Annotated in this window: 14 protein-coding genes; 5 read left to right on the top strand and 9 right to left on the bottom strand. The window is 65.0% G+C overall.

Annotated elements, in window-relative coordinates; all coding sequences use genetic code 11:
- Window positions 1–84: 84 nt before the first annotated feature.
- The 5 genes from EP376_RS02720 to EP376_RS02700 form a co-directional block, all read right to left on the bottom strand.
- Window positions 85–1599, bottom strand: coding sequence for a sensor domain-containing diguanylate cyclase (locus EP376_RS02720; protein ID WP_127653991.1), 1515 nt, complete (start codon window positions 1597–1599; stop codon window positions 85–87).
- 110 nt (window positions 1600–1709) lie between these two features.
- Window positions 1710–2288: a DUF924 family protein gene (locus tag EP376_RS02715; protein ID WP_127653990.1), complete on the bottom strand. Its 579-nt coding sequence runs from the start codon at window positions 2286–2288 to the stop codon at window positions 1710–1712.
- 123 nt (window positions 2289–2411) lie between these two features.
- A complete protein-coding gene (locus EP376_RS02710; protein ID WP_127653989.1) occupies window positions 2412–3713 on the bottom strand; it encodes an MFS transporter in 1302 nt (433 codons plus the stop codon).
- An 85-nt stretch (window positions 3714–3798) separates the two neighbouring features.
- A complete protein-coding gene (queA, locus tag EP376_RS02705) occupies window positions 3799–4851 on the bottom strand; it encodes a tRNA preQ1(34) S-adenosylmethionine ribosyltransferase-isomerase QueA (RefSeq protein WP_127653988.1) in 1053 nt (350 codons plus the stop codon).
- Between the two features lie 10 nt (window positions 4852–4861).
- A complete protein-coding gene (locus EP376_RS02700) occupies window positions 4862–8275 on the bottom strand; it encodes a DUF3971 domain-containing protein (protein WP_127653987.1) in 3414 nt (1137 codons plus the stop codon).
- 85 nt (window positions 8276–8360) lie between these two features.
- Between EP376_RS02700 and bcp the strand changes: the two genes are divergently transcribed.
- From bcp to EP376_RS02675, 5 genes are all read left to right on the top strand, one after another.
- Entirely contained in the window at window positions 8361–8834 is a 474-nt protein-coding gene (gene bcp / locus EP376_RS02695) for a thioredoxin-dependent thiol peroxidase (RefSeq protein ID WP_127653986.1), read from the top strand.
- A gap of 60 nt (window positions 8835–8894) precedes the next feature.
- On the top strand, window positions 8895–9371 hold the full coding sequence (locus EP376_RS02690; RefSeq protein WP_127653985.1) for an NUDIX hydrolase: 477 nt from the start codon (window positions 8895–8897) through the stop codon (window positions 9369–9371).
- Window positions 9368–10189 (top strand): ferritin-like domain-containing protein, encoded by an 822-nt coding sequence (locus tag EP376_RS02685; RefSeq protein ID WP_127653984.1) that lies wholly within the window; start codon window positions 9368–9370, stop codon window positions 10187–10189. Before EP376_RS02690 ends, EP376_RS02685 begins: the two co-directional genes overlap by 4 nt.
- Window positions 10190–10369: 180 nt before the next feature.
- Window positions 10370–11689, top strand: a complete 1320-nt coding sequence (locus tag EP376_RS02680) for a M23 family metallopeptidase (RefSeq protein WP_127653983.1) — start codon at window positions 10370–10372, stop codon at window positions 11687–11689.
- The gene (locus EP376_RS02675) at window positions 11679–12233 is read left to right on the top strand and encodes a bactofilin family protein (protein ID WP_127653982.1); all 555 of its coding nucleotides are present in this window, start codon (window positions 11679–11681) and stop codon (window positions 12231–12233) included. Before EP376_RS02680 ends, EP376_RS02675 begins: the two co-directional genes overlap by 11 nt.
- A gap of 82 nt (window positions 12234–12315) precedes the next feature.
- Here EP376_RS02675 and EP376_RS02670 read toward each other — a convergent pair whose 3' ends face one another.
- From EP376_RS02670 to EP376_RS02655, 4 genes are all read right to left on the bottom strand, one after another.
- Complete coding sequence (locus tag EP376_RS02670; protein WP_127653981.1) at window positions 12316–13098, bottom strand: DUF2189 domain-containing protein; 783 nt, start codon at window positions 13096–13098, stop codon at window positions 12316–12318.
- A 47-nt stretch (window positions 13099–13145) separates the two neighbouring features.
- Entirely contained in the window at window positions 13146–14558 is a 1413-nt protein-coding gene (locus EP376_RS02665; RefSeq protein ID WP_127653980.1) for an amidase, read from the bottom strand.
- A 32-nt stretch (window positions 14559–14590) separates the two neighbouring features.
- Entirely contained in the window at window positions 14591–15718 is a 1128-nt protein-coding gene (prfB, locus tag EP376_RS02660; RefSeq protein WP_127653979.1) for a peptide chain release factor 2, read from the bottom strand.
- A gap of 96 nt (window positions 15719–15814) precedes the next feature.
- Complete coding sequence (locus EP376_RS02655; protein ID WP_127653978.1) at window positions 15815–18325, bottom strand: penicillin-binding protein 1A; 2511 nt, start codon at window positions 18323–18325, stop codon at window positions 15815–15817.
- Window positions 18326–18394: the final 69 nt, after the last annotated feature.

Genomic DNA, 18394 nt, shown 5'->3' with positions numbered 1-18394 from the left:
CAAATTAGTTTGACATTAAACTAATTCTTCGAGGCGAACCAGTGACCTCGCGGCATGGCCGGCATAATCATTCTGCATGGGTCGTCAGGTCGCCGCGTCCACCCGGTTGCGACCGCCGTCCTTGGCCCGGTAGAGCGCCTCATCCGCGCGGCGCAGGACCGCGGCGGGATCAGGGCCGTCCGTCGGCCAGGCGGCCACGCCGGCCGAAATCGTGATCGCCGGCAGGACCTTGTCGAGATAGCGGACCTGCGTCGCCTCGATCGCGGCGCGAATCCTTTCGGCCACTTCGCGCGCGGCCTCGCGGTCGGCCCCCGGAACCAGAACCGCGAATTCCTCCCCCCCGATCCGGCAGGAAATCTCGCCCGCCGTCAGGCGTTCCTTGAGCGTGTCTCCGATCGTGCGCAGGACCATGTCGCCCGCATCGTGCCCATGATTGTCGTTGAATGCCTTGAAGTGATCCGCATCGAAGGAGACCAGCCCGAAACCGGTGGCGCCGGCCCCCATCTGGCGGCGGATCGCCTCCATGAAGTGGCGCCGGTTGAACAGGCCTGTCAGCGGGTCGCGGATCGACTGATCGCGCAATTCGTCGCGCAGTTTCACGTTGGCGATCGCCATCGAGATGTGTTCGCCACAGCTGACCGCAAAACGGGAGGGATCCTCGATCCCGGTCTCGGCCTTTCGCAGCCCGTCAAAGCGGAAATGCAGAAGACCGACCGTATCGCCATGGGCCACGACGGGAACACACAGGTAATGATCCGCCGCGTCGGCATCGGCGCCAAGCGCCTCGTCGACATGGTCGCAGACGAAACACATGCCCTCGCGGGTGAATTCATAATGCCGTCCGCGCCTGAGCGACCAGCAGCTGTCGGGCGTGATATGGCTGGACAGGGTCTCGGTGTTCCAGCTGCAGACCCCGTCCAGAACATCGCGCGAATTGGAATAGACATACAATTCCCCCGCGCTGCCCGGCATCAGCTTGACCATGAAACTGCGCACGATGCGGAACAATTCGTCCAGCGACTTGCACGATTGCAGCCATTCGTCGAGCGAGGCAAGAAGCCGGGCCTCGTTCCGGCGGGCCCGTTCCTGAGCGAGCACCTCTTCCGCCCGGGTCCGGGCTTCTTCGGCCTCTTTCTTGGCGGCGTCGAGTTCAAGTGCGGCGCGGCGTGCCTGTGTCACGTCGGTGAACGTGACGACATAGCCGCCCCCGCGCGTCGGACGGCCATTGGTCAGGATCATCCGACCCGACGGCATCTTGAGGTCGAAGGTGAACGGCTGATGCGCCGTGACCTGCCCCTGATAATAGCGCATCGTGGTTTCGGTGATTTCCCCGCGCGCCACCGCGCGTTTGCAGAAATCGTCGATGCTGCTGCCGACTTTCAGATCGCCGCCCGAAAGCTCCAGCACCCGGTAGATGCGATTGTTGTGCAGCTTGCAGATGCCATCAGCGGACCACTGCACGATCCCCTGTTCCATGATGTCGAGAATTCCGGCCGTAAGCGCGCCGTCATCGTCGATGATCACGCCGACCGAACCATCGGTCGATGACATGATCTGGGATGCGCTGAAGTGCGCATCCCCCGGGGGGTCATGCTTCAAGGGCCTTCTCCTGACACATTTGCGGACAAGAGAAGGATCGCCCAAGAACCTCTGTTCCGGGTTAAACCGGCCGGCAGAAAACGCGCGGGATTTTCGTCAAATTCCGCCTGTCAGGCCGCGCCCGCCAGTTCGCGCAACTCGCGCCCATAGCCGCCCTCGTCGATCCATGCCTGCTCCGCTGCCGTGCTGGACCGCGCCAGCGCCGCGTTTCGTGTCGGGAACCGGCCGAACCGGCGGATGATCTCGCGGTGCGCACGGGCATGGGGAAGGTTCTGTTCGCCCGTTTCCGGCATCCGGGTCAGAAACAGGCGCACGGCCCGGTCCTGATCGATCAGGTTCTCCGAATGCATCAGCGGCATGTAGAAGAACTGCCGCTGCGGTTCGGGGATCCGCAAGTCCCATTTGCGCGCGATCGCGGTCTTGGCCGCAGCGCGGGCCTGCCTGTCGGAGGCAAAGGACTTGCCCGTGCCCTTGAACATGTTGCGCGGAAACTGGTCCACGAGGATCAGGTAGGCCAGCGCCCCCTGCGGCGAAGTCAGCCAAAGCCCGCAGGATCCGGCCATGGCCTTGTTCCAGTCGTCCTCGAACTTGTCACGGATTTCGGCATTCAGGGCGTCTTCACCACTGTACCAGCCCGAGGGCCCGACCTCGTCGATCCAGAAGTTCAGGATCGTTTCAGGGTTCGCCATGATGACGCTCCTCTACACTCGCCCCTCTCAGCTTGATCAACCCTGTCGCGCCAAGGGGCCGGCACGCAAGGAATTTCTCGATCCGGACCGGGCGACGAGGCCCGGAGGGGTGGCCGAAAGGACTCACTTCGCGACCTCGACACGTGCGGCCTCCTCCTCGTCGGAGGCCCGCTCGTCGATCGCCTCTTCCTCGGCTTCGATGTAGACCTCCTGGGCGGTCTCGACCATGACGGGTGAGGCCTGCGCCATCACAGGCGCATAGGAGACAAGGTCCTCGACCGATGTCGTTGTCTGGCGGCGCGTCATGCGCCACAGGCCATAGACGGCGATCGCCATCATCAGAACCGCGACAAAGAGCCAGTAGGCGTGCACGCCGAAGCCATCCATGATCACGCCAACGAGGATCGGACCGGCAATCGCGCCCACCCCGTTGATAAAGAGAAAACCGCCCGAGGCCGCCGCCATATCTGCGCGGTCGAGGTGGTCGTTGGCATAGGCGATCAAGAGCGCATAAAGCGGGTTCGACATGCCGCCGACGATCACCGTGCTGACAAGCGTCAGCACATAGATGCCCGGCACCACGAAAGCCAGAAGCGCGCCGACGCCACCCACGGCCGCGGCAATCACGATCAGGACCCGCCGGTCCATCCTGTCGGAAAGCCAGCCGATCGGGTATTGCAGGAACAGCGCCGAGATATAGGTGGCCGACACCAGCACCGAGACCTGCGCCACGGTCAGTCCGGCCTGCGCGCCATAGACGGCCAGCATGCCGAACTGCGCCGAGAACACGCCCCCCAACAGGAACATGCCGGTGCAGGCCAGAGGCGAGGCATCGATCAGCTGGCGGATCGGCAGGGGCTTCGTCAGCTCGAACTGGGGCGCTTTGCCCACCGACAGCAGGATCGGCGCGAAGGAGATCGAGACCAGGACCGAGGGGATGATGAACAGAATGAACCCCGACACATCGCCCAGCAGGATGATGTATTGCGCGACCACGATCCCCGCCATCTGCACGATCATGTAGACCGACAGAGATTTGCCCCGCATCTCGTTGGTGGAGGCGTCGTTGAGCCAGCTTTCGGCGGTAATGTAGACACCGCAGATGCAAAAGCCGAAGATCAGCCGCCCGATCGTCCAGGCGATCGGGTCGGTCAGGGCTGGATACAGGATCAGGACCGCCGAAATCATCGAGCCCAGCGCCGCGAAGACTCGCACATGCCCGACCGACCGGATCAGACGCGGAACAAGCCTGCTCGAGAACAGGAAACCCGCGAAATAGGCCGCCATGATGATCGACATCTGAAACGTCGAAAATCCTTCGATATCCCCCCGCAGACCCAGCAACGTGCCTTGCAGGCCATTGCCGATCATCAGCAGGAACATCCCCAGAAAGAGGGCCCAGGAATTTCGAAAAACGTCCAGCATTTTCGCACCAAAACTCGATGATCAGTCGGCAATCTAGGCCGATGCGCACATGCGGCTCTGTTCTTCGGGCGACGCCCTATGCCGCTTACGGATCAGGGACAAGCAGGGATGCGTCTCCGTAAGAGAAAAACCGGTAGTCTTCGGAAATGGCATGAGCATAGATCCGCCGAATTCTTTCGGCTCCCATCACGGCTGAAACAAGCATCATCAGCGTCGATTTCGGGAGGTGGAAATTCGTCATCAACGCATCGGCGATGCGGAACCTGAAGCCCGGCGTGATAAAGATGTCGGTTTCGCCGACCCAGGGCGCGATGCCATCATCGGTCGCCGCGCTTTCGATCAGGCGCAGGGCTGTCGTGCCGACGGGAATGATGCGACCGCCCGCGGCGCGGGTTGCGTTGATTTCAGCCGCGGCGGCCTCGGACACCTCGCCCCATTCGGCATGCATCCGGTGGTCGCGGATATCGTCGACCTTGACCGGCAGGAACGTGCCCGCCCCCACATGCAGCGTGACATGCGAAAAACTCACGCCCCGGGCGGCGAGCCCCGCCATCAATGCGTCGTCGAAATGAAGCGAGGCCGTCGGCGCGGCCACCGCACCCGGGCGCGCGGCCCAAAGCGTCTGGTAATCGTCGCGGTCAGCGGCATCCGCCGCCCTGCGCGCGGCGATGTAGGGCGGCAGCGGCATCATGCCCGCGGCATCGAGCGCGCGGTCGAAATCATCGCCCGTCAGGTTGAACCGCAACCGTCCCTGCCCGTCTTCCTTTGCCTCGAGGACCGCGCTCAGCTCATCCGAAAAGACGACCTCTTCGCCCTCGCGCAGCTTGCGCAACGGTTTGATCAGTGCGGCCCATGTGCCGTTGGCCTGCGGCTCCAGCAAGGTCACTTCGATCCTCGCGGTCCCCTCGCCTGCGGCACCGGGGCGGTGGCGTTGACCGTTCAGCCGCGCAGGGATCACCTTGGTATCATTCAGGACAAGCCTGTCGCCCGGCCGGAGAAAGCCAGGAAGGTCGATCGCATGGGCGTCGGTGATCTTGTCGCCCTCGGCCACCAGCATCCGTGCAGAGGATCGGGGCCGCGCGGGCCGGGTCGCGATCAGGTGCTCGGGCAGGTCGAAATCGAAGTCGCTCAGCTTCATCGCATGGGTCCTATTGAGTGGCCTCCGGCGGAGGCCGGCGGAAGATTTCCCGGAACATGCCGGGTGTCAGCACGGAGAGCGGATTGACGTCCACCCGATGCTCGCCCACCGGTCCCGTCAATCGGTAGGAGAAGCCGAACAGCCCCTCTCCCGGGCGGGTCAGGACAGAGCCCACCCCGTTGATCAGGTAAAGCGGCGACAACACTCCCTGGAAATCCATCCTCCTGTCGGCGGGCGTGTAATAACCGTCGAGAGAAATGCCAAGACCGGGGCCGACCGCACTGGATTGCAGGATGGCGATCTGGCTGGGCGAGACGCGGAAATTGGCATCCACCTCGGTGAACAAGAGCCCCTGCCCGTCCAACTGCTGCAATAATCCCACGACCGAGATTGCGTCGATCAGCGAGGCCAGCGCGGGCGCATCGCGGATACGCAGGTTGTCGATATCAAGAACGCCGTCGAACTGCCCCTCCTGACCCGTGGGTGTCAGGCTCATGTCGAGCGCACCGCTCCGGGCGGTCTCGAACAGGTTGGCCGCACGCAGAACCGCACCGGCATCGTTGCTCTGGATGCGGACCCCGGTGCCACCCGACATCGGGGCGACCACGCCCTGCACCGGCGCGCCGCCGTTCACCGAGGCCACGAATTCCCCCTGAAAACCGCCGTTGGTCGTGAAATCGCCCTGAAACCCCGTCAGCGCGATCCCGTCGGTGACCTGAAGCCGGTCGAGCGCGATGCGCATCGGCCCGCCCGCGCCCCCCGCGCCGCCGCCCAGTTGGGCGCGGCGCAGATCGAAGGTTCCGCCCCCGATCCGGATTTCGGGTGGCCGGGCCGCGCCGCGCCCCACCAGCGTGACAGGCCCGTCAAGCCAGCCGTCGACGCGAACCCGCGAGAAGGTCGCGCGGTCCAGACCGCCGGCGTCCCGCAGGCTCAGGCTGCCCCGCGCATCGAGGCCCGGCGCATCAAGGGTCAGCACCTCGATTTGCGGCACCGGGCCGAGACGGCCCGACACCTCGAAGGCACCGCCCGTATCAGCCCCCTTCGACCAGTTGAGCGCGGGGATCGACATGCGCAAGCCGCGCAGATCGGAGGTCAGCCGAAACGCGGGCGGTGCGCCTCGCGCCAGCGCGATATCGATCCCGCCCTCGCCGGAGCCGCGCACCAGATCGGGCGGCAGAGCGATGCCGAACTCGTCGATGAATCGCTCCGACAACTCGATCCGTCCCGAAACCTCGGACCTCCCGCCGTTGGCCGGGCCGAACAGCGTGCGCCATTCCAGACTTGCGGGGACCTGCCCGATCCGCATCGGGCCGCCGATGGCCAGACCATCCGTATCGGCGCGCAGGGCCAGGCGGTCGGCCGCGATGGTGCGTCCGGGCACGATCCGGTCGCTGCGCAGATCGGTCAGGACGGCATTGGCCACGAAGGGCACCCGTTCCAGCGGCCCGCCGGGCTCACGCCGTTTCAGGATCAGATCGAACCCCGCCTCGACACTGACCCGGCCTTGCGCAAGCGTCACCTCGCGCCCCGCCCGGCTGATGAACCGGAACGGCTCGCTGTCAAGCAGCGACAAGGCCGCGGTGACCGTGCTTCGGGCCCTCAGGTCAAGCCGGGCGGGTGTGGGTTGCGGGATCCGGGTATCGGGGATGCGAAAGATCGATCCCGCCACTTCGGCCTCGCCGCCCTGCGGCGCGGCCATGCGCCCTTCGTGAACCGTCACGGTCAGTGCGTTGTTCTGGATCGCGACCACGCCCATGGCGTCGCGAACCATCGGCAGGCTGCGCATGACCCGCACGTCCGCATCGCGAAACTCGTGGGTCAGGGCAATATCGGCGCCCCCGCCCCCCTGCGACAGCCGGATGCCGGCCGCGATATCGGTCGCCGTGCCGCGGCTGACGTTATTGGCAAGCCAGCGGCGCGTGCCCGGCTTGATCTCTTCGGGCCAGAGAGCCAACAGCTGCGCCACGTCCAGTTGGTCCGCCCGGCCATCGAGGGCCACCCGCCAGCCGCCCTCGTCCACCGTGACCCGGCCGGACCCGGCAAGCCGGGCGGCGGGCACCGCGTCCGGGCCCGGACCGGTCTCGATCATCAGGCGGCCCAGATCGACGGCGAACGGATCGAGCCGCAGCCGGAAGTCCGTCGATGCCCCCGCGAGGGTCAGGGGCTGGGGATAGAACCCCGGCGGATCGAGCACGATGTCGCTCAGGCTGAACTGCGCCACAAGCGCAGAGGGCCAGTCGCTGGCCTCGCGCTGTAGAAAGGCCTGACCTTCGCCGCGGGCTGCGCCCCAGTCGGATTGCACTTCGACCGTCTCGAACCCGATGCGCCCCGTGGCCGGATCGAAATCCAGAACCGCGCGGGCGGACTGGAACTTGACCGGCTCCGTCCGGGGGTCGGGCCTGAGCGCGCCGTCGCGGATATCCAGCTCGGCGCGAAACGGCCCGAGGCTGCCGTCGGGCAGAAGTTCGGCATCCAGCTCGGCCGAGAGCCGTGCCTCCAGAACGCCAAGCCAGCTGAGGGCCGGGCTTTGCGTCGCGATATCAGTGGCCAGCACGTCATCCGCCCGGACCGAGAGCTGCGCCTCGGGCGAGCCGCGCGGGCTTTCGAACGACAGCGCCAGCGTGGTCACGAAATCCCGCCTCGACAGAAGAACAAGGTCACTGTCGAGCCGGGTCCGGCCGCCGGTGAAATCAAGCGCGACCTGCCCGCCGTCGACGGTCCAGGCCCGGCCCGCGCGGGCGTCGTCATAGTTCAGGATCAACCCGTCGGCGGTGATCCGCTCCAGCGCCGCGAGCGCAGGCTGATCGAGGATCGCATCCAGCGATCCCAGAAGCGCGGGCAGGTTCGCGGCCTGCTGCATCGTGGCGCCGCCGGTGTTGAAACTGACCGCGACGGTGCCATCCGCGCCGCGCGTCAGCGACACCTGCGCCCCGCTGAGGCTGATCTCCTGTGGCAGGACCTCGCGGCGAAACATGATACCGCGCGGCGAGATCCGGGTTGCGATGACCGGGATGCGGGCCAGCGTCCGGCCCTCGGCATCGCGGATCTCGGTTCCGGTCATCCGCACCGTCGGATGCAGGTCACGGGCCACCTCGACCGTGATGTCCCCGAAGGTCAGCGATCCGCCGCCCAGCGCGGACGCGGCCTGCGCCTCGACCCGCGCCTTGAGCCAGCTGGGGGCGGAGATTTCCTGACCGATCAGGAGAAAAGGTGTCAGAAGCGCGAATACCAGCGGGATCAGGCAGATCAGCACGACCGCCCTCAGCCCGAACCAGACCCGCGGCAGAACCGGGCGGTGCCGGTGCAGGTGGGGATCGGGCGGCACGGTGCGGACCTCAGGATGCGCGGCAAGAACCGCACGCGCCTCGGGCGCGTCGGCCTCCGTCTCCGGCGGATCGTCCGAGGAAGGTGGTCGCTCTGTCATTCCTGTCGGCACTTGCCCTTTAATTCGCCCCGCGCGACCCTAGAACAAAAGCCGACATCAAGGCCAACCCGAAAGGACAGTTCCCATGACCGACGTCTCGCTTCAGCCCGGCGATACCGCGCCCGATTTCAGCCTCCCCCGCGACGGGGGCGACACGGTTTCCCTCTCCGATTTCGCGGGCAAGGCGGTGGTTCTCTACTTCTATCCGCGCGACGACACGCCGGGCTGCACCAAGGAGGCGATCGCCTTCACCGGCCTTGCCGGCGAATTCGAGGCGGCGGGCGCCGTGATCCTCGGCGCGTCGAAAGACACAGAGGCCAAGCATGACAAGTTCCGCGACAAGTACGACCTGAACATCCCGCTTCTGTCCGACGCCGAAGGCGACCTGTGCGAACGCTATGGCGTCTGGGTCGAAAAGAACATGTATGGCAAGAAATCCATGGGCATCGAGCGGGCCACCTTCCTGATCGATGGCGCAGGCAAGATCGCCCGCGTCTGGCGCAAGGTGAAGGTGCCGGGCCACGCCGAAGAGGTGCTTGAGGCCGTGCGCGCCCTTTGACCTTTGCCCGCGGCTGGGCCATCAGGCGTTCGATCCTGTCACCCAGCCGCGAGGACCCACATGCAAGAAACCGCCCTTGTCGCGCCCATCGTGTCAGTGATCGTGATGCGTCATGGGGCTGGAGGCCCCGAGGTTCTGCTGATGCGACGGGTCAACCGGCCGCGCGGCGCATGGTGCCAGGTCGCGGGCAAGGTCAAACCCGGCGAAACCGCGTGGAGGGCCGCCCTGCGCGAATTGCACGAGGAGACGGGCCTCGTGCCCGATCGGTTCTTTTCCGGAGACACGGTCGAACACTTCTACGAGGCGCGCCTCGACCGGGTCATCATCGGGCCGGTCTTCGTGGCGATGGTGCCGTCCGATGCCCAGCCGCGGATCGATGCCGAACATGACGCCGCCGAATGGCTGGGTCTTGCCGAGGCGATCGCCCGGGTCAGCTTTACCGGCCAGCGCCGCGTTCTGCGCGACATCGAAGAGACATTCGTGACCAACACACCCCATCCCGATCTGGAAATCCCCTTGCAGGAGCCCGCCCCATGACGCCGCTCGCCCAGATGGCCGAAGATGTTCTTCGCACCGCCGATGGCCGCGAAAAGACCGCACTTTCAAGGAAATACGCAGCAGAGTGGATGTCGGCCCGCGCCGCCGGCGAACGGCCCGAGATCGGCCATGCCACGCCACCCGACAGCCCCGCGCGCCCCGCCCGGCCAGAGCTTCTGCCGCCCCGGGACGTGCCGCGCCGCAGGCCGGGTTCAGAGCAGGGCCGCATCGCGCTCTTGCACGCGGTGGCGCATATCGAACTCAACGCCGTCGATCTGCATTGGGACATCATCGCCCGGTTTCCCGGGACACCGATGCCCATCGGCTTCTACGACGACTGGGTCAAGGCGGCGGACGAAGAATCCAAGCATTTCAACCTGATCTGCGACTGGCTCGAGGCGCGCGGCAGCCATTATGGCGCCCTGCCCGCCCATGCGGGCATGTGGCGCGCCGCCGAAGACACGGCCACTGATTTCATGGGCCGGCTGGCCGTGGTGCCGATGGTCCTCGAGGCGCGCGGGCTCGACGTGACGCCCGGCATGATCGAGATCTTCCGCAAGCACGGGGATGACATGGCCATCGCGGCGCTCGAGACGATCTATGCCGAAGAGGTCCACCATGTGGCCTATGGATCGAAGTGGTTCAATTTCCTCTGCGGCCGGCACGAGATGGATCCGACCGAGGCCTTTCACGACCTCGTGCGGCGCTATTTCCACGCGACGCTCAAGCCGCCCTTCAACGAGGAAAAACGGGCCGAGGCCGGCATTCCCCCCGACTTTTACTGGCCACTGGCCGAAAGCCTGCCGGACCGGTCTTGAAGGCAATGACCCCGCGGCATCGGCAAGATCATGCCCATCGGGCACGATCCGGAGCCTAATGCCTCGAAATTCGGTCAAATTTCTTGCACCCGGGACGACCAGTCAGTAACCCGTTGAGAGCGCAAAGCCCCTCCTAAGCGGGCTGGCGTTATTGGGGACGGGACGGGAGGTTGCGGGCCTTTGAGGACGCGCGCAGGACAAATTTTGCACACGGCGCTGGAAAAGCGCTTTCCGGAAAAGCGATTGTTTCTGAGATCGGATACCGAAACCCGGTTCATCCGCCTCAAATCCGAAACGCAACTCATTGCATGGGCAGGCTCCGTTCTGGTGGTCGGATGGGCGATTGTCGCGACCGCGATCATCTTGATGGATTCCATCGGTGCCGGAAATTTCCGTGCGCAGGCGCAGCGCGACAAGATGATCTATGAAGAACGGCTGAGCGCCATCTCGTCCGAACGCGACAACCGCGCCGCCGAAGCCATTGCCGCGCAGCAGCGGTTCAACTCGGCGCTCGAGCAGATATCGATCATGCAGACCGAACTTCTGGCGTCCGAAGACCGGCGCCGGGAACTCGAGACCGGTCTCGAGGTCGTTCATGCGACAATGTCCACGATCATGCGCGAACGCGAAGCGCTCAAGTCCGAACTTGCCACCGTTCTGGCAAGCGCCGACGACGGCAACGGTCTGTCCCGGTCCGGCGCGGTCAGCGAAGAGATGAACGGCACGGTCGAAATCCTTGCCGATGCGCTTGCGCAGACCGCCGCCGAGCGCGACCTGATCGCGGCGGACGCCGAATTCGCGATCGACCGCGCCTCCGAGCTCGAGCTGGAACTGCGCCTCATGGAGGATCGCAACGACGAGATTTTCCGCCAGCTGGAAGAGGCGATGCTCGTCTCGGTCGAACCGCTCGACAACATGTTCCGGGCCGCAGGGCTCAACACCGACAACCTGATCGAACAGGTGCGCCGTGGCTATTCAGGGACAGGCGGGCCGCTGACACCCCTGTCGTTCTCGACGATGGGAGGCGAGCCCGACCCGCAGGCGGAACGCGCCAATCGCATCCTTGATTCGATGGATCGCATCAACCTTTACCGTATCGCGGCCGAACGGGCCCCGTTCGACATGCCGGTCAAATCCAATTTCCGCTTCACCTCGGGCTTCGGGATGCGGTGGGGCCGGCTTCATGCGGGCACCGATTTCGCAGCACCCATCGGCACGCCGATCTACGCAACCGCCGACGGTGTCGTGACAAGTGCCGGTTGGTCGTCTGGCTATGGACGGCTGATCAAGATCCAGCACGAGTTCGGAATCGAGACCCGGTATGCGCATCTCAATGCCATTCGTGTCGAAGTGGGCCAAAGGGTCTCGCGCGGGCAGAGGATAGGTGATATGGGGAATTCCGGACGGTCGACCGGCCCTCACCTGCACTACGAGGTGCGTGTCGGCGGTGAACCCGTGAACCCCATGATTTACATAAGAGCTGGAAGAGATGTTTTCTAAAAGCAAAATCAACGAGCCGGGCCCCAAGGCCGGAGAGACCCCCGCCGCCCAGCCCGCCGCCAGCAGCGCCCCGGCACCTTCGTCGCAGCCGAGCCAGGCACCGTCCTCTCCGAAGGCAAAGCCGCCGGCGTCGATCCTGTCGTCGGATCTGCACATCAAGGGCAACCTCAAGACCAGTGGTGACATCCAGATCGAGGGCCAGATCGAGGGCGACATCCGCGCGCATCTGCTGACCATCGGCGAAGGCGCCATGATCAAAGGCGAACTGGTGGCCGACGATGTCGTGATCAACGGCCGCATCGTGGGTCGGGTCCGCGGTCTCAAGGTGCGCCTGACGTCGACCGCACGGGTCGAAGGCGACATCATCCACAAGACGATCGCCATCGAATCCGGTGCGCATTTCGAAGGTTCCGTCCAGCGTCAGGAAGACCCGCTTGCCACCGGCGGAGCGGCCAAGCCCGCGCCGAAGCCCGGCTCCGGCACCTCGGCACCGACGCAGGCCTCTGCGCCCACGATGCCGCCGGTCCAGTCGAAGGACGGCTGATCGCCAACCGGCTTACACTTCCGGAAAACGACAGGGCGCCCGCTGGGCGCCCTTTTGCGTTTCAGGGCACGGGCCGCTCCTGTCAGACCGGATCGTACAAGGCGCGCCGATAGACATGCCACGTGGCATGGCCAAGGATCGGCAACACGATCATCAGCCCCAGGAACCACGGCAAGAGCGCGAGAAACGTCAGAACCGCGATCACCGCGGCCCAGACCAGCATGACCGGAAGGTTCTGCATCACCATCCGGAAACTGAGGATCATGGCGCTGACGAAATCCACCTCCTTCTCCAGCAGGAGAGGCAGGCTCACCACCGTCAGCGAAAACAGCAGGAAGGCGAGGACCGCGCCAATCGCCAGTTCCACCGCAATCATCCGAAGCCCTTCGTTGGTGAAGAATACGTCAAAGCTTTGCGAGATGTTCGTCATGGTCGAGAACCCCATGAAGAGCGCAAAGATCATGTGGGCGAGAAAGGTCCAGAACAGGAAATAGAACACGATGATCGCACCCATCCACGGGATCTGGCGTCCCCTTTCGGCCCAGACCACCCCAAGGATCGGGCGCCATTCCAGCGGCTGCCCGGCCTCGAGCCTGCGGCTCACCTCGTATAGGCCAACTGCCGCGAAAGGTGCCGCCAGCGGAAACCCAAGTGACGCCGCAAGCGTCCAGGTCACGTGCCCTGCCCCCAACATCAACAGCAGGAACCCGCCCAGCACATAGACTGCACTGAAGAACAGGCCAAAGGCCGGCGCGCGTCTGAAATCATAGGCCCCTGCCTTCAGGCAGATCCACAACTCGCCCAGCGTTACCCGTCCGATCAACGGCAAGGTATCGGCGGCGCCAATCACAGGTGTTCCCGACATCTGGCTGCTCCTCCCGCCTTGATTTGGCGTCCCGAAGCGGCCTTGTGTCAAGTCCCCGGTGGCCTTTGGGCCGCGGGCCAGTCGGTCGCCTCGTGCCAGGCCTGCGCGAGTTCAAGCAAACGCCGGTCGGACCCGCGCGGGCCGATCAGCTGCATCCCCATCGGCAGACCCGCCTCCGAGAATCCGACCGGCACGTTGACGACCGGTAGGCCAATCAGGCTCGCCGCGATCATGACTTCCATCCAGCGGTGATAGGTGTCCATCTGGCGGCCTGCGATGTCGCGCGGCCATTCGACCGTCTTGTCGAAGGGAAAGACCTGCGCCGACGGCAGGGCCAGCACGTCGACCTGCCCGAAGACCTCGGCCGCCTTGCGGAACCAATCCGACCGCAGGACGCTTGCCTTGTGGATTTCCATCCCCGAATAGCTCAGGCCCCGCTCGACCTCCCAGATCGCCTCGGGTTTGAGCCGTTCACGGCTTGCCGGCGTGGCATAAAGCGGCTCGATCCCGGTGGTGACCTGCCACGACCTCAGCGTCGTCCAGGACCGCCAGATGGCCTCGGCCGAATGCGGCGGGGCAATCTCTTCGACGCGGGCACCCAGATCGCCGAAAGCCTGCAACGCGCGCAGGCACAAGTCAGCCACCCCCGCCTCATAGGCAAAGGCCCCGCCCCAATCGCCCAGCCATCCGATGCGCACACCGTCGGCCAAAGGCGCGATATCCGCCATCGATCCGGAGCCCCGTGCATGGGGCAGGCGCGGGTCAGGCCCGGCCATCGTCTCAAGCATCGCGCCCAGATCACGCGGGTTTCGCGCCATCGGACCAGCGGTCGACAATTGGTGAAGAAAGCTGTCGCCGATCGGGTCGGCCGGGACCAGCCCCCATGACGGCCGCATTCCGTAGACGTTGTTCCAGCCCGCCGGATTGCGCAGGCTGCCCATCATGTCCGACCCGTCGGCCACGCTCAGAAGTCCGGTTGCCAGTGCCACCGCTGCGCCGCCCGAACTGCCGCCGCAGGTCCGGGCCCGGTCATAGGGGTTCGACGTCGCGCCGAAGACGGCGTTGTAGGTCTGGCTGCCCAATCCGAATTCGGGGGTATTCGTCTTGCCGATCACGATCGCGCCGGCAGCCCTCAGACGGGACACGAAAAGGCTGTCGCCCTCGGCCACCTGGCCCGCGAAAAGCGGCGACCCCATCGTGGTCGGCAACCCCTTGGCATTGGAGAGGTCCTTGATCGCGATCGGTATTCCGTGAAGCCAGCCCTTGCGCTCTGCGCCTTCGGCCTGACGAGCCTCGTCCATCAGACTGTCGCGATCCCGCAGGGAAACGATCGCATTCAGATCAGGGTTGATCCGGTCGATCCGGTCAAGCGTGGCCGCCATCAGCTCTGAGGCCGAGATATCCTTGCGCGCAACCGCATCGGAAAGCGCAAGGCCCCCTGCCCTGATCAGATCGTCCATTGGTTTCCTCCCACGGGGATCGACCGCCCCGATCACTCCTCGGCGGTGGCTTCGGCCCGGCTCTTGCCTGAGACCTGCAACGCCAGCGTCGCTGCCATGAAGGCATCGAGATCGCCGTCCAGCACGCCCTGCGTGTCGCTGGTTTCGTGCGAGGTGCGCAGGTCCTTGACCATCTGGTAGGGCTGCAAGACGTAGGAGCGGATCTGGTTGCCCCAGCCGGCATCGCCCTTGTTCTCGTGCGCCTCGTTGATGGCGGCGTTCCGGCGGTCCAACTCCATCTGGTAGAGCCGGGATTTCAGCGCCTTCATCGCGATGTCGCGGTTCTGGTGCTGGGATTTCTCGGAACTGGTCACCACGATGCCGGTGGGCATGTGGGTGATCCGCACGGCCGAATCGGTCGTGTTGACGTGCTGACCGCCCGCACCCGAGGACCGGTAGGTATCGATCCGGATGTCGGACGGGTTCACCTCGATCTCGATATTGTCGTCGACCACGGGATAGACCCAGACAGAACTGAACGAGGTGTGCCGCCGGGCAGAGCTGTCATAGGGCGAGATCCGAACCAGACGGTGAACACCGGATTCGGACTTCAGCCAGCCATAGGCATTCGGTCCGCTGATCTTGTAGGCCGCCGACTTGATGCCGGCCTCTTCGCCCGGGCTCTCGGATTGCAGCTCGACCTTGTAGCCGTGCTTTTCGGCCCAGCGCACATACATCCGCGCCAGCATCGCCGCCCAGTCGCAGCTCTCGGTGCCGCCGGCGCCTGCGTTGATCTCGAGGAAGGTGTCGTTGCCATCGGCCTCCCCGTCGAGAAGGGCCTCGATCTCCTTTTGGGCGGCGCGTTCGCGAACGGCCTTCAGCGCGCCTTCGGCCTCGGCCACGATCTCGTCGTCGCCCTCCATTTCGCCCAGTTCGATCAACTCGACATTTTCGCGCATCTCGCGGCTGAGCGTCTCGTAGTTCGAGATCGCATCGACAAGCATCTGACGTTCGCGCATCAGCTTTTGCGCGGCGGCCGGATCATCCCACAGGGTCGGATCCTCGACCCGCGCGTCGAATTCCTCGAGCCGGTGCTTGGCCGTGTTCCAGTCCAGCCTCTGGGCCAGAAGGTTCAGTGATTTCTCGATGGCGGCAATGGTGTTCTGCGTCTCGGCGCGCATGGATCGGTTCCCGGTTATTACCCGTCGAGGCATATCCCGCGGGCCGAGCCTCGGCAAGGGCGGGCACCGTCGCGTCCCGGTCGGGCGCGGTCTGCGTCAGTACAGACCGCCCGACGACAGGGTGCCAAAGGTCGCCCGGGGCCCGATCTGCGCGGTGCCTCCGGAGGCGGAGGGCGCGGTCTGAACCTGCTGGCGGACTTCGTCGAACAACGGCAGGTCGCCAGACATGGCGAAACCACCGTCGAAGGTGATCCCGAAGACAGGCTCTTCCCCATCACGGAAACATTCCGACACGACATTGTCGCCCGAGGCGTCGTCCGGCAGGCGCGCACCCGAGAACCGGTCGATATTGATAAACCGGCAATCCTCGGGGACTGAGAAGGACGTGCCGCCGTACTGGGCGATCGCGGCCCGCATGAACTGCTCGAAGACCGGGCCGCAGACGCCGCCACCGGACGCCCCGCCCATGGAGCGCGGCGTGTCATAGCCGATGTAGCAGCCCGCCGCGATGTTGGAGGAGAAGCCCACGAACCAGACATCCTTGGCATCGTTTGTGGTGCCGGTCTTGCCCGCGATGGGCACGGGCAGGTTGATCCCGCGCGCGGTGCCGCGCTGCACGACGCCCTGCATCATCGAGGTCAACTGATAGGCAGTCACCGCGTTCATGATGCGGTCGCGGTTGGTCTGGATGCGGGGCGCCTGTCCGCGTGGCAGGCTGGCCTCCCCGCAATCGGGGCAGATCGACTGGTTGTGCCGGTAGACGGTGTTGCCAAAGCGGTCCTGGACGCGGTCGACCAGTGTCGGCTCCACCCGTTCGCCGCCGTTGGCGAACATGGAATAGGCCGCCACCATGCGGAACAGCGTCGTTTCCTCGGCCCCGAGAGAACCGGCCAAAACCTGCCCCATGTCCTCGTAGACGCCGAACCGTTCGGCATATTCAGCCACGACATCCATCCCGACCTCTTGCGCAAGGCGGATGGTCATCAGGTTCCGTGATTGTTCGATGCCCGTGCGCAGCGGTGTCGGGCCATAATAGCGGTTGGAGGCGTTCTGCGGACGCCACACACCTTGCGGCGTGTTGATCTCGATCGGGGCGTCGACGACGATCGTCGCGGGCGTATAGCCGCTGTCGAGGGCGGCGGCGAAGACGAAGGGCTTGAAGGCCGACCCCGGCTGCCGGAAAGCCTGCGTCGCGCGGTTGAAGACCGAATGCTGGTAGGAAAACCCGCCCTGCATCGCCAGAACCCGGCCCGTGTTGACATCCATCGCCATGAAGGCGCCCTGCACCTCGGGGATCTGCCGCAAGGTCCAGCGGATGAACGCGCCATCTCCATCCGCGACCATCCGGCGCACGTGAACCACGTCGCCCACCTCGAAATTGTCGAAGAAGTCGCCGCGCATCCATTCGATATCGCGCCGGGGCACGACCGGCTCGGGATCGCCGTCCTGCCAGCCCTCGATCCCGAGGCGCAGGCTCTGATCCGCCACTTCGAGAACGACGGCAGGATACCACTGGCTTTCCAGCGTGACGTCACGCGCGACCGATACCTCGGAAAGCGCGGCGCGCCATGCCTCTTCGGATGACAGCGCCTCGAGAGGGAGCGTCTCGCCCGTGCCGCGCCATCTGCCGCTGCCCCGGTCGAATTGTTCGAGCGCCTGCTGAAGCGCATGGGCCGCCTCGACCTGAAGATCGGGGTCGATCGTCGCGCGGACTGAAAGGCCGCCGCCGAAGAATTCCTCTTCGCCGAAATCACGGCTCAGCTGGCGGCGGATTTCATCGGTGAAATAATCGCGCGGCGGCAGGCTGGCGCGGAAGCTTTCCACGTCGCCCGCCTGCACCGTCAGAAGCGGTGCATCCTGTTGCGCGCGCATCGTGGCGAGATCGAGGTAGCCGTTTTCATACATCTCGCGCAGGACATAGTTGCGCCGATTGATGGCCGCCTCTTCCTGTCGGACGGGATGCAGGTTGCCGGGCCGCTGGGCCAGCGCCGCGAGATAGGCGGCCTCACCGGGGGTGAGCCGGGAAAGCGGCTTGTTGTAATAGGTCTGGGCGGCCGCAGCGACGCCATAGGAGTTCTGACCCAGGAAGATCTCGTTGAGATACAACTCGAGGATCCGTTCCTTGTCCATCGCCTGTTCAATCCGCGTGGCGAGAATGATCTCCTTGATCTTGCGCTCGGCCGTGCGGTCGGCGGACAGAAGGAAGTTCTTCATCACCTGCTGGGTGATGGTCGAGGCACCGCGCAGATCCTGCCCCCGGCTCTGAACAGCCTCGACAAAGGCCGCGGCGATGCCGCGGATGTCATAGCCAGGATGCAAATAGAAATTCCTGTCCTCGGCGCTGATGAAGGCCTGTTTCACGAGGTCGGGGATTTCCTCGGCCGGGGTGAACAGCCGCCGTTCCGAGGCGAACTCGTCGATGACACGGCCCTCGACAGAATAGATCCGGCTGATCGTCTTGGGGGCATATTGGGCCAGCACCTCATAGCTCGGCAGATCGCGGCCATACATGTAGAAGACCGCCCCCAGCGTGAGCGCTCCCATGCCGATGCCCAGCGTGACCATCGAGAACAGTCCGCCAAAGAAGGAAAAAACGAAACGAACCATTGTGGCCCCGGCTGATTGCGCTGATTTCGCTTATAGAGATGGGGGCGGTTGGGGTCAAAAGCGAAAGGG

It is taken from the genome of Alexandriicola marinus (assembly GCF_004000435.1).
Taxonomy (GTDB): Bacteria; Pseudomonadota; Alphaproteobacteria; order Rhodobacterales; family Rhodobacteraceae; genus Alexandriicola; species Alexandriicola marinus.
Note: the sequence above shows the minus strand (reverse complement) of the source record. Positions and strands in the feature narration are given on the sequence as shown.